Origin of the sequence: Anaeromyxobacter sp. PSR-1, assembly GCF_000964525.1 — a bacterium.
Lineage (GTDB): Bacteria > Myxococcota > Myxococcia > Myxococcales > Anaeromyxobacteraceae > Anaeromyxobacter.
This window is the reverse complement of sequence record NZ_BAZG01000009.1, coordinates 1-22,247: the sequence shown is the minus strand read 5'-3', so window position 1 is coordinate 22,247 and position 22,247 is coordinate 1. Positions and strand designations below refer to the sequence as shown.

Here is a 22,247-nt window from a genome sequence, read left to right as displayed (position 1 = left end):
CTCCGCCCCTGGTCGTGTGAGAGCGTCCCCGCCGAGGCGAATTAGCCGTCCGGCGACGAGTCCAGGGCCTCGTTCGAAACTAGGCGCGGTCGGACGCTCGCGGCCAGTCGTCGGGCACCAGTTGGAGAGTGCCCCGCCAGCGCTCGACGACTGCGGCCTGGTACCAGGTTTCAGCGATGTCGGCGTGCTCCGTCAGCACTACTTGGAAGCCAGGGGCGGACTCCTTCACTGCTCGGAAGATGCGCTTGAACATGCGGACGACAGAGTTCCGCTCCTCTTCCGATACCTTGCCCATCTTGCCCTCGTCGAGATCCTTCTCGGGCGGGAAGTAGACTTGGGACGGCTGGTCGAGGAAGAGGAACCCGGGAACCGGTCGCTTCCGCTGAAGGAACCACTGATGAAGCGCCAAGTGCGCGATCAGGTGGTAGCCCACCCAGTTCTCGCCGCTTCCCATCCGGCTCATGGGCACAGGCCCATCAGCCGTGTCCGCGACAATCGTCAGCTTCGCGAGATCGAATCGCAGCGGAAATCGAGAATGCTCAAGGTGAAGCTCTCGAGCCCACTCCGTCATGCGCTGTCCCAGAATCGAAGTGATCGACTCGAGGCGCTCATGCACCCGTTCGTCGCTCAACTCAAGCTCAAGCTCTGCACATCGCGCCTTTAGCTCGCCTATCTCGGCGGATAAGGCCTTAGTATCCGGAAGCTCAGGGATACTCTCCAAGTACAAACTGATGCGTCCGACAACGTGCGCCCGTCGAGCGGCCTCGTCCTCTGCACGCGAGACAAGTTCGTTCGACGCCCTCACGGCCTCAAGCTGACTGCGGTTCTTAAGAAGATCCTCCTGGACAACCAGCAGCCGCTTCTCGAGCTCAGCGACTACTCTCTCGACGTGTGGAGCGGCTCTCGTAACTGCCTCCAAGCGTGACCCCAGCTCCGACAACACGCCACTTAGTTTCGCGATCGGCGGCGGCTGGTTCGCTTCCGGCAAGTGCTGTGTGCAGAGGGGGCAGGTGTGGCCCGGCTCCGCTCCAGAGAACATGCCGATGCTTTGCAGTCGCGACCTCTGCTCAGCGGCCTCGGTTGAAAACGCGTTCTCGTCGGCCTCATAGGCACGAGCGGCGGCGATTTCGAAGCGGATTCGTCTCTGCTTATCGAGCAGGCGCCCGCGTTCGTCAGACAGTCTTGCGTACTCCCCACCACCGGCCGTTGCGACTTCGGGTCTCGCAAGCGGGGTCGCGGCAACGCTGCGGAGCGCCGAGATGGTGGCCTCCCACGATGTCGGCGCGGCATCGGTTAGTCCCGCCTCGCGTGCTTGCGCAATAAGCGCATCAGCCTTGCTGACGCCCTCACCACGGAGAGCATTGATCTCCGCCATTCGGCGCTCACGCGAACGAAGCTGCTCGCGCAGCCGGCGAAGCTCGTCTCGCTTCTTTACGTGCTCATCGTCTACCGCTCCCAGGAAATATGGGAGTGTGTCGCGAAGCGCCTGTGCAAGAAAGTGGTCGCCCGAGCCATGAAAGAGTTCATCGCGGCGGATGATCTCGTCCTGAGGCTGGAAACAAAGCGGCAGTGCGTGTCGAATATTCGCAGCGAGGGGCGCCCGAGTCTGACCGGGGGGTGGCTCGTGAATATTGTCGCCGATGCCAGCCCACCGCCCCAAGAGCGCGATCAGCCCTTTTGTGTTCGTCGTCTGCCGAAGCTCGCTCGCTTCGGGAATCGCAACAGAGGTCGCGGTCGCGACGAAGCAGTCCTCGCTCGATACCGCGCGAGGGCCCGGGCATCTCCGCGCAATGAATCCTTGTCCCTCGCCGATCTTCAGGTGAAGACCAAACCAAGACACCGAGCGCCGGATCGGCCCCTCGGGCACTCGACACTCGCCACTGCCGAAACAGTAGTCGACGATATCCACCAGAGCTGACTTCCCTGTCTTGGACGCTCCAGTGACGATGTTGACCTTACCGGGCTTGAGTGTCAGGGCCCGGCGCCGGCCGTCGTGGCTGAAAAGGACGATGGCCAGGATTTGCATGCTCACGGCCGAACCCCCAAGAGCGCCATGACGGTGGCAGGAGTGCCCGCCGACGCGAACCACCTTCCGATGAAGTGGGCACGGTTTGCGCACAACCGCACCTCGTCGCTCGCCCTCTTGAGCTCCTCGGCGATCTTCTTCTTGAAGTCACCGCTATCTGAGAGACCGCTCGGCGAGAGAAGCAGCATTCCGTGCGCGCAACCAAACAGAAGGGCCTCCCTTGTGAACGGCACGAGCGCTCGCGCTCGTGCCGGGAACCGGGCGCGCGTCAAAGCATGTTCCTCGAGCCACACCGGGAGCGACGTGGTCACCGCCTTTGGAAGGGATTCGCGCGTCTCGCGGTGAAGTACGAGAGGCAGGACCAGGAAGGACAGTTCAAGCGGGAACGCCGAACTGGAAACGGAGCGAAATCCAGCGGACGCGCTCCAGAGAAGCACCGCACAGAAGCTTGGGTTTAGTAGCGCCCTCTCTTCAGCGGCGCGCTCTTCCCATCGTGTCATTCGACCGTCTCCCCGATGAGGAGCTTCGAGAGGAGCTGCTGGAACTCGGGGTGCCATCCAACCCGCAAATCGTCTGCGAGCATGTGGAACGATCCACGCGTTATGAAGGGTTCAGTTACCGAGGGTCGAATCGGGATCAGGACTGTCTCTGCCCACTTCAGGACCTGAAGCGCGGCACTCCGCTTGGCGTCCTCTGCCGCTTGGTCGCCGAGTTCGTCACGCACGGCCTCGAAAATCAACTCCCATTGCTCGCACAGCCTCCGCTCATACTTGTCTAAGTCGCCAACAAGGAGGAGGTCGTCACGTATCCAGCGTGATCGCTGCTCGAACGCGCGATAATAGTCGCGCACCCCGGCAGCGATCCGCTTACGCCCAGCCTTCGCTATCTCGAGCTGCCGGACGAACGTCGACTCGGAATGGGCGGCGTGCGTCGCCTCATCCAGCTCAAACTCCAGCAGGTCATCGTCGATCGGCAACGCGTCTTGCTTGAACTGATCTCGGAGATCCGACATCTGCGCTTCGATCTCCGTTGCCAGTATCCGATCCACCTGTCCGTGCGAGGATAGGTGTTTTAGAACTCGGCGAAACCACCAACCCTCGAGCCGCTCTAGAAACGCTTCTTGGTGGCTGCGCTCTACAGCCCAAAAGACTTCGCTACGAAGCTGCTCACCGAGTTCGAGGACCGTCGGAACGCCGTCAATAACAACGATCGAGTCGACCAGTCGTCGGCGCACCACCGCGGGCGCCGCCAGGAAAACCGCGTACGCCGGAGCGTTCGCCGCGGACTGAGACGTTTGTGCTGTTGCCTCGAGCGCTTGAAGCGCGGCTTCGACATTCCGCTCCTCGATTCGAAGCTGCGCCGCAATCGACCCCGGCGGCGCTTTCGCAGTCGTGAGCAGGTAGAGCGTGGTCCCGAGACCAGCGGCCGGGAGAGTCTCGAACCAGACCCTCAGCGATTTCCACAAGTCGGCGCTGGCGTTCGTGAGTGAGGACTCTCGCGCTCGATGATGTTTCGTCTGGAGTAGTTCGGCCGCATCCCCGCCCACCGTCTCGAGTGCAACGTCGTCGAGGACCTCGATGGATACAAGGAAGTCGCTGCCACGCTTTAGACGGCGCAGCGCCCACAGAAGGCCGACCCTGACCTGGTAGAGATAGCCGAGGGCGGCGTCGGCTGCGGAGAACGGGGATCCAGTTGTCGCCGCCATGCTTACCCCCGAACCACGACCCGAACGCGAAGTGTACCCTTGGCCGGCTGTCGTTGCGAGTTGTAGGCCAGCGGAAACCTGCCGTGAGCAACGATCCCAGGATGGCCCAGCCCGACCTGAGTGGCGGGACGCGATGGATTCGGCGGCGGCCTCCACTCCGAAGACGCTCTCGGCGTGGCCGCTGATCCGAAAGCAGGTCAGAGGACGCGAACGTACACGCGACGATGCGCGCCAACGGCTCACGCGCTTGCGACGTTCAACGTGGCGGCTCGAGGGCGAACTCGCGTTCGCGGCGTTCGCCTCGTGACGCCCCGAATGTGCATTTGGGACCACGTGGTCCAACGCGGCGAACGGAGTCCTTGAACCATGTGGTTCAAAATGGAGCAAACGGCCGTTCCCGGGGGCTGTGCCCCGGAGTCACCAGGGTTGGCAGCAGGATTCGGATCAGGGTTGAGACCAGTGTTCGATGAGGTAAATCCGCGAGAACAGGAACCAGTCAAGACATCGGTGACAGCCCAGGTGTGAGTCGACGAGACCTCAGGCGCTTACAGGAATGCGTTCTCGCGCGCGCTCCGAGGGACGAACGGTGGTGACGGTCTCCATGACAGTTCCACCGAGGTACGCGTGATCGATCGGCAGGATCTCGATCATGCCCAGGTCGACGTCGAAGAAGCTGGCGTGTCAGTGGAGCGCGCCCTCCTGGCGGCGGCCCTACGCTCGGGGTGAGCGGGCAGGGGAAGGGCGGGCGTGGGAGGCTGCGTGGTGCGCGCTGGGAGGCAGGTTCCCGCACGAAGGCGGAACCTCGGATCGCGCGCCGCCAAAAAAGACGAAGGCCGGGACCCTTGCTCAGGATCCCGGCCTCGTGGAGTGGCGGGGTGTAGGGGACTCGAACCCCTGGCCTCCGGCGTGACAGGCCGGCGTTATAACCGACTTAACTAACACCCCAAGAACTGGTGGGCGGAACAGGCTTCGAACCTGTGACCCTCGCCTTGTAAGGGCGACGCTCTACCCCTGAGCTATCCGCCCAAGGCGCGAAAGCGTGGGGTTTCTAGCTTGACCCGCTGGCGCTGTCAACGGGCTCTCTCACGGGAGGGCCCGGGACGGAACCAGCCGTCCGCTCGGGGGGATGGATCGGCGGATGGTCTTGCTGGACCGTCCCGGGTGCGGATGGTAAGGGGCGCGCGATGGCCTGGAAAGCAGGGATGAAGGTGGTCCACCGCGCCCAGCGGGCGTGGGGCGTCGGGGTGGTGGTGCAGGTCGCGGACGAGGGCCGCCGCCTGGCGGTCCGGTTCGCGGGCCGCGAAGGCATCACGGTGGTCTCGGGCCGCGATCAGGCCCTGGTCGAGGTCCCGGCCGACACGCCGATCGAGCAGGTGGCCTCGGGGCCGATCGAGGCGCTCGCCTCCGCCCAGCCGGCCACGGCCTCGGCGTTCGCGCTCCGCACCCGGGTGAACCGCCTGGAGGCCCTGCGCCGCGCCGACTCCCTGGGCGCGCTCCTCTCCTCCCGCGTGCACGTCCTGCCGCACCAGGTGGGCGCGGCGGGGCGCATCCTCTCCGACCGGATGCCGCGCTTCGTCCTGGCGGACGAGGTGGGCCTGGGCAAGACGGTCGAGGCGGGCCTGGTGTTCGCGGGCATGCGGCAGCTGGGGCTGGCCGAGCGCGTCCTGGTGGTCGTCCCGGAGCACCTCGCCTTCCAGTGGCTCGCCGAGCTCTTCCACAAGTTCAACGCGCTGTTCGCGCTCCTCACCCCGGACCGGATAGAGGCGCTGGGCGGCCCGGAGGCGGCGCTCGCCCGCTCGCCCCACGCCATCGTCTCCTTCGAGGCGCTCCGCGCGGACCCGGAGCTGGCCGAGGCGGCGGCGGACCTGCCGCTCGACCTCGTGGTGGTGGACGAGGCGCACCACCTGGCCGACGACGCGCTGCACGATCGGGTCGCGCCGATCTGCCGCGCCTCCTTCGGCGTGCTCCTCCTCACCGCGACCCCGGTCCGCCTGGATCCGCGCGAGTACTTCCGCCTGCTCTCGCTGGTCGAGCCGGTTCCCTCCACCTCGCTCGACGACTTCCTCGCCCGCCTGGAGCAGCACGAGGCCTACGCGCAGGTGGCCCGCGACCTCCTCGCGGGCGGCGACCTCGGCGCGGCGGCGGAGCGGCTCCGCGCGCTCGCTCCGGACGACCCGGTGTTCTCGAAGGCCCCGCCGGCGCTCGACCGGGCCGCGCTCCTCGCGCACCTCGCCGACCGCTACGGCCTGTCCTCCCGGCTCATCCGCAACCGCCGCGTGAAGGTGGGCGCGTTCACCTCCCGCGTGCTCCGCCGCGTGGACGTGGGCGAGGGCGAGAAGCCGAAGGCGCTCGTGGACCTGTGCGCGCGGCTCGCGCGCGGGGGCGACAAGGTGCTCGTGTTCGGCGGCGACCTCGAGGCGCTGCGCGGGCTCCAGGGCGGGCTCGCCGAGGCCGGGCTGGAGGCGCTCCTCTACGACGACGCGCCCTCGCTCGAGGCGCGCGACCGGCTGGTGGCCCGCTTCCGCGACCCGGAGGGCCCGATGCTGCTCCTCTCCGGCGAGTCGGGCGGCGAGGGGCGCAACTTCCAGTTCGCGCACCACCTGGTTTGCGCCGACCTGCCGGCGTCGCCGCTCGTGCTGGAGCAGCGCATCGGTCGGCTCGACCGCCTGGGCCAGACGCGCCCGGTCGAGATCCACGTGCCGGTGGAGCCGGGCGACGAGGCGTTCCTCGCCGACCTGTACGAGCAGGAGATCGGCATCTTCGACGAGCCGGTGGGCGGCCTGGACGCGGTGCTGGCCTCGCTGCCGGACGAGCTGGCGGCGCTGCAGCGCAAGCGGTCGGACCGCACCCGCGAGGCGTTCCGCAAGGACCTCTCCCGGCGCGTGGCCGCCGCCCGCAAGGCGCAGCACGAGGGCGACCCGCTCCTCGACATCCGCTCCGCCTCGCTGCCGGAGCTGGCGCGCCTGGTGCGCGGCGCGTTCGAGCGCATGGGCGAGGAGGCGCCGGACGGCATCGACGGCGGCGACGGCGCGGGCGCCGCGCTGGAGCAGTCGCTCATCACGCTCTCGCGCTGGCTGGAGGAGGAGCTGGAGGACGTCTGCGCCGACGTGGGGCGCCGGGTCGGCATGGACGTGGACACCGACCAGAACGTCCAGCCGTTCGAGGTCTCCTTCACGCTCGGCTCGGGCATGCGCATCGAGGCGCTGCCGGGGATGCAGATCCCCGACGAGCCGGAGACGTTCGTGGGCAGCTTCTGGCGCGAGACGGCGGTCGCCCGCGACGAGCTGCACTGGTACGCGACCGGCCACAAGCTGGTGGAGGCGCTGCTGGGGCTGGTGCGCGACGGCGACGCGGGACGGAGCGCCGCGGTGAAGCGCGAGTGGGCGCCGCGCCGGGGCGGGCTGTACGCGCGCTTCGAGCCGCGGCTCGCCACCGCTGCCGACGTGGCGCCGGGCGCGCGGGTCGCCTCGCGGCAGGCCTCGCGCTACCTCGACCTCTCGCCCATCGCGGTGGTGGTGGACCTGGAGGCGGGCAACCGCGTCCTGCCCGGCGCCGCGCATCGGCTCGAGGACGAGATCGACGACGTGCAGGACGCGCGGGTGGGCGCGCCGCCGCCGGCGGCGCTGGAGGCGGCCCGCACCGCCGCCGAGCGCGAGGCGCGGCTGGTGCTGGAGCGCCGCCGCGAGGAGGCGGTGGGCCTGCTGCTCGCGCACGCCGACGCCGAGGAGGAGCGGCTCATCGAGGCCGCGTTCGCCGGCGGCGCGCCGCGCGAGCGGATCGACGGGGCGCTGGCCGTGCTGCGCCACCACCGCGACGTGGTGGCGAAGGCCATCGAGCGGGTGAAGGTGGACCTCGACGCGGCGGCGCTGATCGTCCCGTGAGCTGGGGCAGGCCCTGCGCCCCGCTCATGGTTCGACGGGGCTCACCATGAGCGGGCTTCTGTTGACCCGCTCACACTGGACGGAGTCGAAGGGCGTCACGCGCAGAAGCGCGCGATGGCGTTCCCGAGGATGGTCACCGCGCGCTCGACCTGGTCGAGCGGCACGGACTCGCCGGTGCGGTGCGCCTCGCGGATGTCGCCGGGCCCGAACACGCAGGCCTCGGCGCCCATGCCGATGAGCTCGGGCAGCTCGGTGCCGAACGGCACGGTCGCGGCGGCGTTCCCGCTCTCCGCCTCGAGGAAGCGGACGATCTCGGCGCCGGGCGGCGTCACCGCGGCCGCGTCGGTGCGGAGCGGGACGACGTTCACCTTCACCTTGCCGCCGCTCGCCGCCGCCAGCCGGGCGCAGGCGTCCTCGAGCAGCCGGAGCGCGCGCTTGGGGTCGTGCCCGGGGAGCGGCCGCCACTCGAACGTGAAGCGGCACTCGCCGGCGATGATGTTGCGGGCCTTGCCGCCGCGGATGACGCCCACGTTCCAGGTGGTGTACGGCGGCGAGAACGCCTGGTCGGTCTCGCGGGTCAGGTCCGCGCCGATGGCCTCGAGCTCGGGCCAGAGCCGGCCGACGTGGTGGATGGCGGAGGCGCCGACCTCGGGGTAGGCGCTGTGCCCCTCGATCCCGCTCACCACCACCTCGACCGCGCAGTAGCCCTTGTGCGCGCGGATGGGGGTGAGCCGCGTCGGCTCGCCCACGATGGCGTGGGCCGGGTGGAGCGCGCCCTCGGCGAGCAGCCGCTTCGCGCCGAGGCAGCCGATCTCCTCGTCGGCGGTGAACACGAGCGTGAGCGGCAGCCGGCCCGGCGCGGCGGCGCGCGCGGCGGTGAGCGCGGCGGCGAGGAACGCCTTCGTGTCGGCGGAGCCGCGGCCGACGAGCCGCCCGTCCACGAGCTCGCCGGAGAGCGCCTCCTTCCACTCCGGGTCGAACGGCACGCAGTCGGTGTGCCCCACGAGCGCGAGCCCGCCCGGCACGTCCGGCCCGCGGCGGCAGACGAGGTTGCCCTTCTCGACCCCGGCCGCGTCGGTCCAGCGCTGGCGGCGGGTGGCGAAGCCGGCGGCGTGCGCCTCGCGCTCGAGCAGGTCGAGCGCGGGCAGGTTGGTGCGGGCGGAGGTCGTGTCGAGCGCGACCAGGGACCGGAGCAGCGGGACGAGATCCATGCGGCCCCGAGCCTACGCGAGCCGGGGCCGCCGCGCCGCTTCTCTCTACGCGCCGCCCCACAGGGCGCGCATGGCCGCCCGGAAGTCCGCCAGCAGGTCCGCGCCGGTGGGCCGCCCTGGCGGCGCCCACCCGTCCTCGACCACCGGCCGCCCTGCGACGAACGTGCTCCGCACCGCCCCCGGCTGCGCGCCGAACACGAGCGAGGGGAGCAGCGCGTCCCGCTCGCCGCCGGCGATCGACGGGTCGTCCACGTCGAGGAGCACGAAGTCGGCGGGCTCGCCCACCGCGAGCCGCCCGCCCTCGAGCCCGAGCGACGCCATCCCGCCCGCGGTCACCGCCTCGAACAGCCGCGCCGCGAGCGCGCCCGGCGGATCGTCCAGCACCGCCCGCTCGCCGCGCACCAGCCGGAGCTGCAGCTCGAGGGCCCGGGCCTCGCCGAGCGGGTCCGCCTCGGCGTGCGCGTCCACCCCGAGCGCCAGCCGCGCCCCCGCCGCCACCAGCCGGTCGGCCGGGACCACCCCGTCGCCCAGGTTGCGCTCGGTCAGCGGGCAGGCGCAGACGGTCGCGCCGGCGCGGCCGATCGCCGCCACGTCGGCGTCGTCGAGGTGGATGGCGTGCACGAGCGTGGTTCGGGCCTCGAGCGCGCCCGCCTCGGCGAGGAGCGCCACCGGGCTCCGGCCGTGCTCGGCGCGGCAGGCCGCCACCTCGGCCGGCTGCTCCGCGGCGTGCACGTGCAGCGGCAGCCCGCGCGCGCGCGCCGCGCCGGCGAGCGCCGAGAGCCACGCCGGCGGGCAGGCCCGGACGCTGTGCGGCGCGATGCCCACCCGGACGCCGTCGTCGTTGCGGACCTGGCGGGCGAGGTGGTCGAGCCGCTCCAGGAACACCTCCGGCGACGGCTCCACGAAGCGGCGCTGGGCCGGATCCGGCTCGGTCCCCGCGCCGGCCCGCGCGTAGGCGGCGCGGAGCAGCACGATGCGCAGGCCGACGGCGCGGGCGGCGCGGACCACGCGCAGCTCCAGCTCCGAGGGATCGGCGTAGGGTCGGCCGCCGGGGTCGAGGTGCAGGTAGTGGAACTCGCCGGCGCAGGTGACGCCGGCCCGGGCCAGCTCGAAGAACGCGAACCGGGCCACCGCCTCGAGCAGGTCGGGGTCGAGGCGGCGCGCGGCCGCGTACATGGCCGAGCGCCAGCTCCAGAAGTCGCTCCGGCCGGCGGCGCCCCCGCGCGCCTCGGTGCGGCCCCGCAGCGCGCGCTGGAAGGAGTGGCCGTGGGCGGAGACGAAGCCGGGGACCAGGATCCGGCCGGGGAGCGGGACGCGCTCGAAGCCGGGCAGCGGCGGGCCGACGGCGGCGACGACGCCGTCCTTGACCGAGAGCGCGGCCCCCTCGTGGAGGGAGCCGCCGGCGAGGAGGAGCTCGGGCTGGAACGCCTGCGCGGTGGTCACGGTCCCAGGGTTACCCCGCGGACGGCCGCGCCGCCAGCCCGCGCGCGGGCGCCGGCCGGGCGGCCGTCTTCGCCGGCGGCGGCCCCGCCGGCGGTATCGCCGCGGCGGGACCCGGAGCGCTCGCGGCGCACCGGGAGCGCGGGGCCCGCCGCCGGTATATGATGCGCCGCGTGCCGCTGCCCTTCGTGAAGTACCACGGCCTCGGGAACGACTTCGTGGTGGTGGACGGGCCGCTCATGGACGCCGAGCGCGCCCGGCGGATCTGCGACCGCCGCCGCGGCGTGGGCGCCGATGGCGTGCTCACCGTGCTGCCGCCGCGCACCGCGGGCGCCGCCGCCACCATGCACATCTTCAACTCCGACGGCTCGGTGGCCGCCATGTGCGGGAACGGCATCCGCTGCGTGGCCCGGCACCTCGCCGACACGCGCGGCCTCGACGGCGACCTCGTCATCGACACCGACTCCGGCCCGAAGCGCTGCACCATCCACCGCGGCCCGGGCGGCGCGGTCGAGGCGGTCTCGGTGGAGATGGGCCCGGCGCGGCTCGAGGGCGAGCAGCCGTTCCGGGTGGACGGCGAGGCGCTCCGGGCGCTCCGTGTCTCGATGGGCAACCCGCACGCGGTGCTGTTCGACGCGCCGGAGCGGGCGCGCGCGCTCGCGGTCGGGCCCGCCATCGAGCGGCTCGTGCCGGGCGGCGTGAACGTGGGCTTCGCCCGGCCCGGCCCCTCGGGCATCGACCTCGTGGTCTGGGAGCGGGGCGCCGGGCTCACCGACGCCTGCGGCACCGGGGCCTGCGCCGCGGCGGTGGCCTCGGTCTCGCGCGGCCTCGCCCGCGCCGGCGTGCCGGTGGAGGTCCGGCTCCCGGGCGGCGCGCTCGCCATCACCGTGGCCCCCGATCTCGTCGGCGTCACCATGCGCGGCCCGGCCGAGCGCGCCTTCACCGGCGAGACGGACCTCTAGATGGCGAACGGGCGGATCCTGGTCGTCGACGACGAGCGCTTCTTCCAGGAGCTGTTCCGCGACGTGCTGACCGGCGCCGGGCACGCGGTCCGCACCTCCTCCTCGGCGGAGGAGGCGCTGGAGGTGCTCGCCGCCGAGCGGGTGGACCTGCTGCTCACCGACATGGTGATGCCGGGCCTGGACGGCCTGGGGCTCATCCGCGAGGCGCGGCGGCGCGACCCGGAGCTCGAGGTGGTCGCGGTCACCGGCCGCGAGGACGTGAAGCTCGCGGTCGAGTCGATGAAGGCCGGCTGCTCCGACTTCCTCACGAAGCCGCTCGAGCCCGGGGAGCTGCTCCGCGTGGCGGAGCGGGTGCTGGCGCGGGTGCGGCTCCGCCGCGAGCACAGCCAGCTCCTCACCGAGAACCTCGAGTTCGTGAAGGCCCAGGCGCTCTACCGGCAGGGCCTGCAGATCCTGGCCACGCTCGACGGCGAGCGGCTGGTGGACCTGGCGCTCTCGGTGCTGGCGCGCACCACCGACGCGCAGGGCGCGGCGCTGTGGGTGGCCGACGAGAAGGGGCAGCTCGCGCTGCGCGGCTACCGGGGCCTCGTCGATCGGGCGGCGCTGCCGGTCCGGGTGGACCCGCGCGATCCCGCCTTCGCCGACGCGCTGCGCGGCGGCGCGCCCTTCCTGGCGCCGGAGGGCTGGGGCGGCGAGGCGTTCCTGGTGCCGCTCGTGGCCGACGACGAGCCGCTCGGCCTGGCGCTGCTCTCCGACCGCGCGCGCGGGCGCTTCGGCCGGGACGAGCACGCGGCCGCGCTCGTGGTGGCCGACTTCACCGCCATCGCGGTGAAGAACGCGCGCCGCTTCCAGGCGGTGGAGCGGGTGGGGCTGCGCGACCGCGAGACCGGCGCGTACAACCTCTCCTACTTCGTGGACTACGCCGGCAAGGAGTTCTACAAGGCGCGCCGCTACGGCCGGGCGTTCTCGCTGGTGGTGCTCTCGGTGGACAACGTCGAGCAGCTCCGCAAGGAGGCGGGGCGCGAGCCGTTCCGGCGCCTGATGCGCGACCTGGTGGCGGCGGTGGGCCGGGCGGTCCGCGACGCCGACATCCTCGCGAAGGTGTCGGAGAGCGAGTACTACGTGCTGCTCCCCGAGACCGACTACTTCGGCGCGCTCATGTTCGTGCGCCGCGCCACCGAGGAGGTCCGGCGCGAGGCGTCGGTCCGGACCATGGAGGAGCGCGTGCCGGTGCTCCTCTCGATCGGCGCCGCCAGCTTCCCGAAGGACGGGGAGGACTTCGACGAGCTGCTGCACTGGGCGCGCGATCGCGTGCAGGACCAGCGCGGCTCGCTCCTGCGCCGCCTGCACCTCGGCGACCTCGAGCCGGGCGCGTTCTGGGAGCTGACCGACGTGCTGCTCTCCGGCTCGGCGCGCCTGCCGGACAGCTCGGCCAGCGCGCGGCTGCAGCCCGACGCCGAGCTGTTCGCGGCCGCGCAGCGCGAGGCGGCCCGCGAGATCGCGCGCGACCCGCGCGCCCGCGGCCTGCTCTACGTGGGCCTGCGCAGCGCGCTCGCCGCGTCGCCGGTCCGCGCGGCCCTGCCCGCCGGCGATCCGGCCGCGCGCGCCGGCGACCCCTCCGCCCGCGTCTACCTGCTCGGCCCGCGCGGCACCGACGCCGAGGCGGCGCCGCACCCGCTCGTCACCGAGGTGTACGTGGACGGCGACCAGCGCTTCGCCGGGCACGAGTTCCTGCTGTTCCTCTCCGAGCGCTCCGCCTACGCGCTGCTCTCCGGCCCGGACGGCCGGACCTTCCACACCTCCGACATGCCGCTGGTGGACGCGCTGGTCTCGAAGCTGCAGAGCGCGTACGACCTCCAGCCCATCTGAGCGACCGCGCGAATGGCCACCGTCCGCAAGATCCTCGTCGCCGATCCCGACCCGGCCACCGTGCGCGCGCTGGCGCCGGTGCTCCGGCAGCGCGGCTACCAGGTGCACGCGGCCCGCGACGGCTCGCGCGCGCTCCAGGCCGCCATCCTCCGCTTCCCGGACCTCATCCTGCTCGACGAGGACTGCCCGCTGCTCGACGCGCGCAGCTTCGTCCGGATCCTGCGCACCAACCCGCGCACCGAGCGCATCCCGGTGGTGATCACCGGCGCCTCGTCGGACCCGGACCGCTCGCGCCTCGGCCTCTACCTGCGCAAGCCGTTCAACCTGGACGAGGTGCTGGCGCGGGTGGAGCAGGTGTTCCGCCGCGCCGAGGCGTCGCGGGCGGTCTCCGGCGACGGTCGCGAGATCGAGGGGAACCTGGCGCAGATCCCGCTGGTGGACCTGCTGCAGATCCTCTCGGTGAACCGGAAGTCCGGCACGCTCACGGTCGAGCGCGAGGGCGAGCGCGCCTCCATCTCGCTCGCCGAGGGGCGGGTGGTGGACGCGGCCATGGGCGCGGTCGTCGGCGAGAAGGCGCTGTTCCGGCTCCTCACCCACCGTGAAGGCCAGTTCGCGTTCCTCCCCGGCCTGCCGCCCGCGGCGCAGCGGATCGACCGGCGCGTCGAGGAGCTGGTGCTCGAGGGCCTCCGCCAGGCCGACGAGGTCGCGCGGCTGCTCCCGGAGCTGCCCGCGCCCGAGGACGGCGTCGAGCTGGCCGTCCACCCGAGCGAGATCCCGGCCGGCCTGCACCCGGTCACCGAGGAGGTGCTGGGCCTCTTGCAGTCCGGCGCCCCGCGCCCGTTCCACGAGCTGCTCGACCGCTGCCGCGCCACCGATCTCGAGGCGATGCGGGCGGTGGGCGCGCTGCTCGAGCACGGCTACGCGCGCCGGCGCGAGGCGCTCTCCCCGGAGCCGCGCGGCCAGCTCCTCGCGCCGCACGAGCTGCACGCGCTCCGCGCCCGCATCGCCCGCGGCCGCTCCTCCGGGCCGCAGACCGTCGGCAAGGTCGTCGTGGCCGGCGGCGGGCCGCTCGCGCGCCGCGCCGCGCTCTCGCGCTTCCAGGCGGTGCCCGGCTTCCGCCCGGAGCCGGAGCCGCCCGCCGGCGGCTTCGGGACGGTGGGGCGCGTCACGCTGGCGGACGGGGTGCGGGTGGACCTCGCCGAGCTGCCCGGCGATCGCGCGCTCATGCCGCTGTGGCGGCCGTTCTCGGCGGGCGCGGTGGGCGCGCTGGTGCTCCTGCCCGCCGACGGGATCGACCCGCTGCTCGAGGAGCTGGTGAAGGTGCAGCGGCTGCCGGTGGTGGTGTGCGGGCCGTCGGAGGCGCGCGTGCCGGACGTGCTGCGCGAGGCGCCGGGCGGCTTCGCGTTCGAGGGCAGCGACGCGGCCGAGGGGCTGCGCGCGCTCCTCGCGGGCGCTGGCGCGCGCGGGCCGCTCGTGTAGAACGGGCGCATGCGCATCCCGATCTGGCAGGTGGACGCCTTCGTCACCGGCGGCGTCTTCACCGGCAACCCCGCCGCGGTCTGCCCGCTCGACGCCTGGCTGCCGGACGAGACCCTGCTCGCCATCGCCGCCGAGAACGCGCTCTCCGAGACCGCGTTCCTGGTCGCCGAGGGCGAGGGCTGGCACCTGCGCTGGTTCACGCCCGAGATCGAGGTCGAGCTGTGCGGGCACGCCACGCTCGCCTCGGCGCACGTGGTCTTCGAGCACCTGGCCCGCGGGCGCGACGCCGTCGCGTTCCGGACGCAGGCCGGCACGCTCGGCGTGACCCGCGACGCCGCCGGCCGGATCGCGCTGTCGCTGCCCCGCCGGCCGCCCGCGCCGGCCGAGGCGCCGCCCGCGCTGGTGCGGGCGCTGCGGGGGCGCGCGCCCGAGGCGACGCTGCTCGGCCGCGACTACCTGGCGGTGCTCGCGACGGAGGAGGAGGTCCGCGCGCTCCGCCCGGACCTCGGCGCGGTGGCGGAGCTGCCCGGGCACGGCATCGTCGTCACCGCGCCCGCGAGCACGCCCGGGGTGGACTTCGTGTCGCGCTACTTCGCCCCGCAGGTCGGCATCCCCGAGGACCCGGTCACCGGCTCGGCGCACTGCACGCTGGTGCCCTACTGGGCGGACCGGCTCGGCCGGCGGACGCTGGAGGCGCTGCAGGTCTCGCGGCGCGGCGGGCGGCTCGGCTGCGAGGACCAGCCGGCCGCGGACAAGGTCCGCCTCGCCGGCCGCGCGGCCGAGTTCCTGTCGGGGTCCATCGAGGTCTGACCGCCTTCGCGGCCGACGGGCGGCGCCTACGCCGGGTCCGCCCCGGCCGCGGCCAGCGCCGCCCTCGCCACCGGGCTGGTGAGCAGCAGCCGGTACTCGGCGCGCGTCAGCCAGGCGGTGCGGGCGCCGCGCTTGCCGCGCAGCGTGAGCCGCACCCGCTCGGCGTCGCGCGCCACCGTGGCGGTCGCGCCGTCGGAGAGGTCGTGCTCGAGCGAGCGGAGGTGCCGGTGGATGCGCAGCGCGCGCTTCCCCTCCGGGGACGAGAGCGCGAGGAAGTAGCGGTTCCGGCTGAAGCCGGGGTCCTCGCGGAGGCGCTCGACGGCGCGGATGACGAAGTCCGCCATTGCGCCCCCGAGCGTAGCACGAACGCCGCCCGCCCGAGCGCGCCGGTCGCACCCGTCGGCGTGGGGTGCACGGCGCGCCGGCGCGTCGCGCGAGCGAGCGGCTAGGCGGGCTTGCGCTCGGCGGTCGTCGGCCGGCGCAGGTGCTCGCGGGCGAACGCGCCGAGGGCCACGTCGTGGACCGCGACGTGCGCCTCGACCCACGTGGCCACCGCCTGCTCCACGTCGTGCACCAGCACGGCGGTGGGGCCGTTCGCGTCGTGGCGGCGGGCCAGCTCGCGCACGGTGGCGAGGAACGCCTCGTGCTCTCGGAGGTGCCGCTCGCGCTCGGGATAGCCGAGGGCGAGCATGAGCGTGTCCTCGGCGGCGAGGTGACGGACGGCGTCCTCGCGCAGGAACGCGATCGTGCGCGAGACCTCCGCGCGATCGCCGGCGAGCATCGCGTCGTGCAGCCGATCCATCCGCTCGAACATCTCGGCGTGCTCGGCGTCGAGCTCCGGGATGCCGACCGACAGCACGCTGGTCCACTGCAACGCCATGGCGGCCCCCGAGCCACGTCCACGGTAACCACGCACGGGACGGGTGGGGAGGGCGGGGCTGACCCAGGTCAAGCGAGCGAGGGCGCCGGCCCACGCAGGACGACACCGTGGGTGAGAGATCCCGCGGTCGCGGGATCGGCCGCACCCGCGCTGCCTAGCGCGGCAGGGCGTCGGTGCCGTGGACCACGCGCTCCACCGCCGCACGCTCGCGGCGCCGCGACGGCCCGACCACCACCGCCACCAGGTTGCGGCGGCGGAAGGTCTCGCGGGACACGCGCAGCAGGTCGGCCGCGGTCACCTGCTCGACGCGCCGGCAGCGCTCCTCGAAGCCCTCCGGCGCGGAGAGGACCTCGCCGGCGCCGTACCAGCCGGCCAGGTCGGCGGCGGAGTCGAGCGAGAAGGCGAGCGTCATGCGGTGGCGCCGCTGGACCCGGAGCAGCTCCTCCTCCGGCACCGGGCGCTCGGCCAGCCCGCCCAGCACGCGCAGCACCTCCTCGATGACCCGCGGCAGCTTGGCGGGCGCGCACGCGCCGTCGATGACGGTCATGCCGGCGTCGGCGAAGGTGTCGATGCCGGCGTGCAGCGAGTAGGCGAGGCCGCGCCGCTCCACGATCTCGAACGGCAGGCGCGAGGAGAGCCCGTCGTCCAGGATCCGGCGCAGGCACATGTGCGCCGGGTAGTCGGGGTGGCGCTCGGGCGGGCAGGGGAAGGAGAGCGAGAACTCCGCCTGCGCGTCGTCGTGCTCCACCATCTCGAGCCGCGGCCCCTCGGGCCAGGCCGGCGCCGGGAGGTCCACGCTGAGCTGCCCGCGCGGGAGCCGGCCCAGGTGCTCCTCCGCCAGGTCGGCCACCTGGTCCGGGCGCACCGGCCCGGCCACCGCCAGCACCAGGTTCGCCCCGGTGTAGAAGCGCTCGAGGTGCGCGCGCACGTCGCGCGGCCGGAGGCGCCGCACGATCTCCTGCGTGCCGGCGATCTTGAAGCCGAGCGGGTGCCGGCCGAAGACGATCTTCTTCGAGAGGTTGTCCGGGTCGATGTCGCGGCCGGACGCGTCCACCTCGTCGAGGATCTCCTCGAGGATGACCTCGCGCTCGACGTCCATCTCCTTGAGGAGCGGCCGCCGGATCAGGTCGCCGAGCACCGCCAGCCCGGTGCCCACCTCCTCCGGGTGGATGGGCGTGTAGTAGCAGCCGTGGTCGCGCGCGGTGATCCCGTTCAGGCTCCCGCCGGCGGCCTCCACCTCGGCGTTCATCGCCACGGTGTCGGGGTAGCCCACCGACCCGCGGAAGAAAAGGTGCTCGAGGAAGTGCGAGACGCCGTTGCGCGCCTCGGTCTCGTGGCGCGAGCCGGCGCGCACGTACAGCGCGATCATGGCCGAGTGCAGCCCGGGCGCCCGGGCGGTGAGCACGCGCAGGCCGTTCGGCAGCACGGTCCGGTGGACCTCGCCCCAGTCCTCCTGCGCGCGCCGGACCCGCGCCGCCACCCGCGCGCGCGGCAGCGCCACGCGGAACGCGCCGCCCCGCTTCCCGGGCGCGTCCTTGCGCCGCTTCACCCGCACCTGCCGACCCGACCGCCTCATGTGGCTGCACCCACCTCGTGTTCCACCCTGTCCTCGATCGCCGGGAAGCGGAGGGTGAACACCGTTCCCCGGCCCACGGTGCTCTCGCACCGGATGGTCCCGCCGTGCTCCTCGACGACCTGCTGGGTGAACGCGAGCCCCAGGCCGGTGCCGCGTTCCTTCGTGGAGTAGAACGGCTCGAAGATGCGCGTAAGGTCACCTGGGGGGATCCCCCCGCCGGTGTCCCCCAGCTCGACCTCCACGGCCGCGCCGGAGTCCGCCCGGCGGGTGACCACGCGCACGGTCCCGCCTCCGGGCATCGCCTCCCGGCTGTTCCGCAGCAGGTTCAGGAACACCGCGCGGAGCTGCCCCTCGTCGCAGCGCACCCCGGGCAGGCCGGGCGCGAGCGCGCGGTGCACGTCCACGCGCGCCGCGGCGAGCTCGGGGCCGAGGAAGTCGAGCAGGCCGCCCAGGATCTCGTTGAGGTCGTGGCGCTCGAGCTGCGGGCGCGGGAGGCGCGCGAAGCGGAGGTACTCCTCCGTCACCGCGTTCAGCCGGTCCACCTCGCGCGAGATCGCGGACACCAGCCCGGTCGCCTCCGCCGGCGGCGCCGGCAGCGCGGCGATCTCCTCGGCGAGCAGCTCGGCGTTCAGGCCGATGGCGTTCAGCGGGTTGCGGATCTCGTGCGTGATCTGCGCCGAGATGCGGCCGACCGCGGCCAGCCGCTCGGCCCGGAGCAGCTCGGCGCGCTGCCGGTCGAGCGAGGCGGCCATGGCGTTGAACTCGTGCGCCAGGACCGAGATCTCGTCCCGGCCTCGCGCCTCCACCTTGCGGGTGAGGTCGCCGGCCGCGACCGCCTTCACGCCCTCGGTCAACGTCTGGATGGGCGCGAGCAGGCGCTGCGAGATGGCCGCCGCGCCCACGCCCACCGCCAGCGCGAGCAGGGAGTAGATCACCGTCAGCGCGACGGTGTTGCCCTCGGTCCGCTCGGCGTCGTGCACGCGGTCGGCGATCTGCGTCTCGAGCGCGACCTGCAGCAGCTTCACGTCCAGGCTGAGCCCCTTCTCCAGCTGCCGCACCGCCGCCACCCGCGCGTCGAACGCCGCCGCGCCCGGGCCCATCCCCGCGCCGGCCTCGAGCGCGTCGAGCAGCGCGCGCGCCTCGCGGTCGTAGTCGGCCCAGCGCGCGGCGAGGCCGTCCAGCCGGGCGAGCACGTCGCCGAGGAAGCGGGCGTCGTCGCCGGAGGCGTCGATCCGCGCGCCGGCGGCCACGCGCTTGCCCTCCTCGATCTTCTCGCGCACCAGCGCGGGGAAGTGCGCCCTCGCCACGGGGAGGTAGGCCCGGCGGGCGGCGGGGTCGAGCACCCGCGCCTCCAGCGCGCGGGCGGTGACCCAGTCCTTCACGTCGAGCTGCGCCGCGATCCGGGTGAGCGGGATGTAGCCGGAGGACAGCGTGCGCAGGTCGCGCCGCAGATCGTGGAGGCGCGCCACGCCGAACCCCGCCACCGCGGCGAACGCCGCGAGGGCGACCGCGAAGGTGAGGAAGATCTTGGTGGCGACGCGTCGCATGGGGGGGAGCCGGCGATCCTACCGTGCCCGGCCCGGCGGCGGGCGGGAACGTTCCTAACCGGCGCCGGCCGGAAGCGCCGTGCCGGGCGCCCGCTCGCATGGCCGTGGTGCTTCCCAGGCGCGAGGACCTGGGGTAGTGAAAGAGTCCCACACCGGAGCCTTCACCCCATGACCGGCCTCGCCCTCGTCGTCGCCCTCGTCGGCATCGCCATCGCCGTGCTCTCCTTCCGCAGCGCCAGCGCCGCCAGGGCCGCGCTGGCCGCGCGCGCCGCGGAGGACGCGAAGCGCGGCGAGGAGCTGGAGGCGGCCCGCAAGGCGGAGCGCGCCGCCCGCGCCGAGGCGAAGGAGCGGCGCGACGAGGCCACCGCCGTGAAGGCGGAGCTGGAGCGCACCAAGAAGAAGGCGTTCGAGCAGCAGGAGGCGGCGAAGAAGGCCGGCGGCGCCCAGGCGCTCCGCGCCGAGATCGACAAGCTCGCCGCCCGGCTCGCCGAGGCCCGCGCCGAGGCCGAGCACCAGGCCACCCGCGCGCGCGCGCTGGAGAAGGAGCTCGAGAAGTCCGCCGCCGCGGTGAAGCGGCTCGAGGCCCGGCCGGTCGCCGCCGCGCCCGCGCCCGCGCCGGTCGCGCCCGCGCCGCAGCCCGCGGCGCCGGCCGCCCCGGCCGCGCCCAGCGTCGATGCCGGGCGCCTCGCGGCGGAGAAGGACCGGGCCGACAAGGCCGAGGCGAAGCTCGCCGAGGCGCGCAAGCGGGTCGCCGACCTGGAGAAGGACGTGAAGAGCGTCCGCGGCCGGCTCGAGACCGAGAAGCGCGTCTACATCGTCCAGAAGAGCGAGCTCGAGCTCGCCGGCGATCGCTACGCCGAGCTGCGCCGGCGCCACGAGGCGCTGCGCAAGGATCACGACGAGCTGGTCGAGGCCGTGCGCCAGGCCGCGCGCGAGGAGCGGCGCCTCACGCAGCAGGAGGCCGCCCGCGCCGAGGCGGCGACCCCGCCGGCCGCGCCGGAGGGCGAGGGCGAGGGCGAGGCCGGCGGATCGACCGCGGCCTGACGCGCGCGGCGAGCTGCCTCCGCTCGCCCCTCGACAGGCTCGGGGTGAGCGGAATCCCGGAGCCGCTCACCTCGAGCGGATCCGGCGCCTCACTCCGCGTTCGCGAGCACCTTGTACAGGGGCGCCAGGTCGCGGAACACGCCCAGCAGGTCGCCGAGCGCGATGCTCCGCGCCTCCTCCTGCGTCCACGCGATCCCCAGGTCGAGCCCCGGGCCGCCGGGCGCGAGCGCCTCGCCCATCTCGAGCCAGAACGCGGTCGAGTGGGCAGGGGCGAGCTCGGGCAGCTCCTCGTGGTTCCACTCCAGGAACTCGCGGAGCTTGCGGAACGGCTTCCCCTTGCGCGCCAGGTTGGTGGCCTCGCGCTCGAGCGCGCGCTGCATGCCGGCCCGACGGGGCGAGTCGCCGCGCACGCCCACCCGGGCGTGCAGGTGCTCGCGGGTCATCACCACCGCGAGGAAGGCGAGGCCGCGGTAGCCCTTGGGGCTGTCGGAGAAGGCGACCAGCACCTCCTCGGGCGCGGCGTTGCGGCGGCGCGGCAGCTTGCCGGGGTGGACGAACAGCTCCTTGCCTGCGACCCGCGCGAGGCCCGAGCTGCACTGGACGCCGAGGGCGATGAGCTTCGGCTGGAGCTCCTCGTCGAGGGCCCGGGCACGCTCGTCGGGATCGCCGAGCTCGAACAGCGCGAAGTCGGGTGGACCGAGTCCCAGCCCTGCCATCAGCACGCTCCCGCGCTCCCGGGGGAACCGGCAGCTTAGCACATTGACTGGCCGGGCGGGCTCTGCGACGTTCTCGCGCGATGCAGAAGGATCAGCGGCTCCTCGATCTCGCGGCGCTCCTCCTCAAGGCCGCCGAGCCGGTCTCCTGGCGCGAGATCCAGGAGCAGTTCCCCGAGGACTACGGCGGCAAGGGCGAGGCCGCCATCCGCAAGTTCGAGCGCGACAAGGCCGACCTGCTCGAGCTCGGGATCCCGGTGCGGTACGCGAGCGGCGACGAGGATCTCCCCGCCGGCTACCTCATCGACCGGGACGAGTTCTACCTGCCGGACCTGAAGCTCCCGCCCGAGGACCTGGCGCTCCTCTACCTGGCGGGCTCCGCCGCGCTCGCCACCGGGGCGTTCCCGTACGCGCGCGATCTGGCCCACGCGCTCAACAAGCTCTCGTTCGCGGCGCGCGCGCCCGGCGCCTCGGAGGCGGCCGCGGTCGCGGCGCGCCGGCTGGGCGAGGACGACGGCGCCGGGCCGGCCGTCGCGCCCACCGTGGAGGAGCTGTCCCGCGCCATCGCGCTGAAGAAGCGCGTGCGCCTCGCCTACCTGGGCGCCGAGCGCCGCGAGCGGACCGAGCGCGAGGTGGATCCGTACGGCCTGTTCCAGCGCGGCGGCGCCTGGTTCCTGGTGGGCTGGTGCCACCTGCGCCGCGACCTGCGCACGTTCCACGTCTCGCGGATCGAGTCGCTGACGGTGAACCCGTCGGCGCCGCGCACCCCGGACTTCCAGCCGCGCAAGGACTTCTCGCTCGCCGATCACGCCACGCGCGAGGCCTGGGAGTACGCCGTGCACGCGCCGGTGCGGTGCAGGGCGCGGCTCGAGCCGCCCGTCTCGGCGGAGGTGCTCGCCTCGTTCGGCCCGCGCGCCCGCGTGCGGGAGGACGGCGGGGCCACGCTGGTGGAGGTGGACGCGACCAACGGCGAGGGGTTCCTGCGCCACGTGCTCGCGCTCGGCGATCGCGCCGAGCTCCTCGCCCCGAAGGCGCTGCGCGAGCGCGCCCGGGCGGTGCTCGAGCGGCTGGCGGAGGAGCTCGCGTGAGCGCCGCCGGGTCGAA

17 protein-coding genes, 2 tRNA genes and 1 pseudogene are annotated in these 22,247 nt (G+C 73.4%); 7 read left to right on the top strand and 13 right to left on the bottom strand.

What is annotated here, in order from left to right; genetic code table 11:
* Positions 1-79: 79 nt before the first annotated feature.
* The 6 genes and pseudogenes from PSR1_RS02950 to PSR1_RS02930 form a co-directional block, all read right to left on the bottom strand.
* The gene (locus PSR1_RS02950; RefSeq protein WP_152643284.1) at positions 80-2,026 is read right to left on the bottom strand and encodes a DUF3732 domain-containing protein; all 1,947 of its coding nucleotides are present in this window, start codon (positions 2,024-2,026) and stop codon (positions 80-82) included.
* A gap of 2 nt (positions 2,027-2,028) precedes the next feature.
* Positions 2,029-2,526, bottom strand: coding sequence for a three component ABC system middle component (locus PSR1_RS23715; protein ID WP_152643283.1), 498 nt, complete (start codon positions 2,524-2,526; stop codon positions 2,029-2,031).
* Positions 2,523-3,731 (bottom strand): ABC-three component system protein, encoded by a 1,209-nt coding sequence (locus PSR1_RS02940; RefSeq protein WP_059436147.1) that lies wholly within the window; start codon positions 3,729-3,731, stop codon positions 2,523-2,525. Before PSR1_RS02940 ends, PSR1_RS23715 begins: the two co-directional genes overlap by 4 nt.
* Positions 3,732-4,268: 537 nt before the next feature.
* Positions 4,269-4,409: pseudogene (locus PSR1_RS23325) on the bottom strand (IS481 family transposase); the annotation flags it as partial.
* A 190-nt stretch (positions 4,410-4,599) separates the two neighbouring features.
* Positions 4,600-4,676, bottom strand: a tRNA-Asp gene (locus PSR1_RS02935).
* A gap of 6 nt (positions 4,677-4,682) precedes the next feature.
* A tRNA-Val gene (locus PSR1_RS02930) sits at positions 4,683-4,757 on the bottom strand.
* Between the two features lie 158 nt (positions 4,758-4,915).
* Here PSR1_RS02930 and PSR1_RS24775 point away from each other — a divergent pair.
* On the top strand, positions 4,916-7,612 hold the full coding sequence (locus tag PSR1_RS24775) for an SNF2-related protein (RefSeq protein ID WP_059436146.1): 2,697 nt from the start codon (positions 4,916-4,918) through the stop codon (positions 7,610-7,612).
* A 95-nt stretch (positions 7,613-7,707) separates the two neighbouring features.
* On the opposite strand, the gene argE is transcribed toward PSR1_RS24775, so the two are convergent.
* Positions 7,708-8,823, bottom strand: a complete 1,116-nt coding sequence (gene argE / locus PSR1_RS02920; RefSeq protein WP_059436145.1) for an acetylornithine deacetylase — start codon at positions 8,821-8,823, stop codon at positions 7,708-7,710.
* Between the two features lie 45 nt (positions 8,824-8,868).
* Positions 8,869-10,266, bottom strand: coding sequence for a formimidoylglutamate deiminase (locus PSR1_RS02915; protein WP_059436144.1), 1,398 nt, complete (start codon positions 10,264-10,266; stop codon positions 8,869-8,871).
* 158 nt (positions 10,267-10,424) lie between these two features.
* Here PSR1_RS02915 and dapF point away from each other — a divergent pair, with 158 nt between their 5' ends.
* The 4 genes from dapF to PSR1_RS02895 are packed head-to-tail and all read left to right on the top strand — an operon-like array spanning position 10,425 to position 15,383.
* Complete coding sequence (dapF, locus tag PSR1_RS02910) at positions 10,425-11,225, top strand: diaminopimelate epimerase (protein ID WP_059436143.1); 801 nt, start codon at positions 10,425-10,427, stop codon at positions 11,223-11,225.
* Positions 11,226-13,094, top strand: a complete 1,869-nt coding sequence (locus PSR1_RS02905; protein ID WP_059436142.1) for a response regulator — start codon at positions 11,226-11,228, stop codon at positions 13,092-13,094.
* 12 nt (positions 13,095-13,106) lie between these two features.
* Complete coding sequence (locus PSR1_RS02900; RefSeq protein ID WP_059436141.1) at positions 13,107-14,573, top strand: DUF4388 domain-containing protein; 1,467 nt, start codon at positions 13,107-13,109, stop codon at positions 14,571-14,573.
* 9 nt (positions 14,574-14,582) lie between these two features.
* The gene (locus PSR1_RS02895; RefSeq protein WP_059436140.1) at positions 14,583-15,383 is read left to right on the top strand and encodes a PhzF family phenazine biosynthesis protein; all 801 of its coding nucleotides are present in this window, start codon (positions 14,583-14,585) and stop codon (positions 15,381-15,383) included.
* Positions 15,384-15,409: 26 nt separating this feature from the next.
* On the opposite strand, the gene PSR1_RS02890 is transcribed toward PSR1_RS02895, so the two are convergent.
* From PSR1_RS02890 to PSR1_RS02875, 4 genes are all read right to left on the bottom strand, one after another.
* Positions 15,410-15,727: a hypothetical protein gene (locus tag PSR1_RS02890; protein WP_059436139.1), complete on the bottom strand. Its 318-nt coding sequence runs from the start codon at positions 15,725-15,727 to the stop codon at positions 15,410-15,412.
* Between the two features lie 101 nt (positions 15,728-15,828).
* Positions 15,829-16,263 carry a bacteriohemerythrin gene (locus tag PSR1_RS02885; protein ID WP_059436138.1) on the bottom strand — a complete coding sequence of 145 codons (435 nt, stop codon included), beginning with the start codon at positions 16,261-16,263 and terminating at the stop codon, positions 15,829-15,831.
* A 154-nt stretch (positions 16,264-16,417) separates the two neighbouring features.
* A complete protein-coding gene (locus PSR1_RS02880) occupies positions 16,418-17,839 on the bottom strand; it encodes a pitrilysin family protein (RefSeq protein ID WP_059436137.1) in 1,422 nt (473 codons plus the stop codon).
* Positions 17,836-19,386 carry a HAMP domain-containing sensor histidine kinase gene (locus tag PSR1_RS02875; protein ID WP_059436136.1) on the bottom strand — a complete coding sequence of 517 codons (1,551 nt, stop codon included), beginning with the start codon at positions 19,384-19,386 and terminating at the stop codon, positions 17,836-17,838. Before PSR1_RS02875 ends, PSR1_RS02880 begins: the two co-directional genes overlap by 4 nt.
* 168 nt (positions 19,387-19,554) lie before the next feature.
* Between PSR1_RS02875 and PSR1_RS02870 the strand changes: the two genes are divergently transcribed.
* Entirely contained in the window at positions 19,555-20,430 is an 876-nt protein-coding gene (locus tag PSR1_RS02870) for a hypothetical protein (RefSeq protein ID WP_059436135.1), read from the top strand.
* A gap of 89 nt (positions 20,431-20,519) precedes the next feature.
* On the opposite strand, the gene PSR1_RS02865 is transcribed toward PSR1_RS02870, so the two are convergent.
* Positions 20,520-21,146, bottom strand: a complete 627-nt coding sequence (locus tag PSR1_RS02865) for a DUF1054 family protein (RefSeq protein WP_059436134.1) — start codon at positions 21,144-21,146, stop codon at positions 20,520-20,522.
* 80 nt (positions 21,147-21,226) lie between these two features.
* Here PSR1_RS02865 and PSR1_RS02860 point away from each other — a divergent pair, with 80 nt between their 5' ends.
* Positions 21,227-22,231: a YafY family protein gene (locus PSR1_RS02860; RefSeq protein WP_059436133.1), complete on the top strand. Its 1,005-nt coding sequence runs from the start codon at positions 21,227-21,229 to the stop codon at positions 22,229-22,231.
* Positions 22,232-22,247 lie beyond the last annotated feature (16 nt).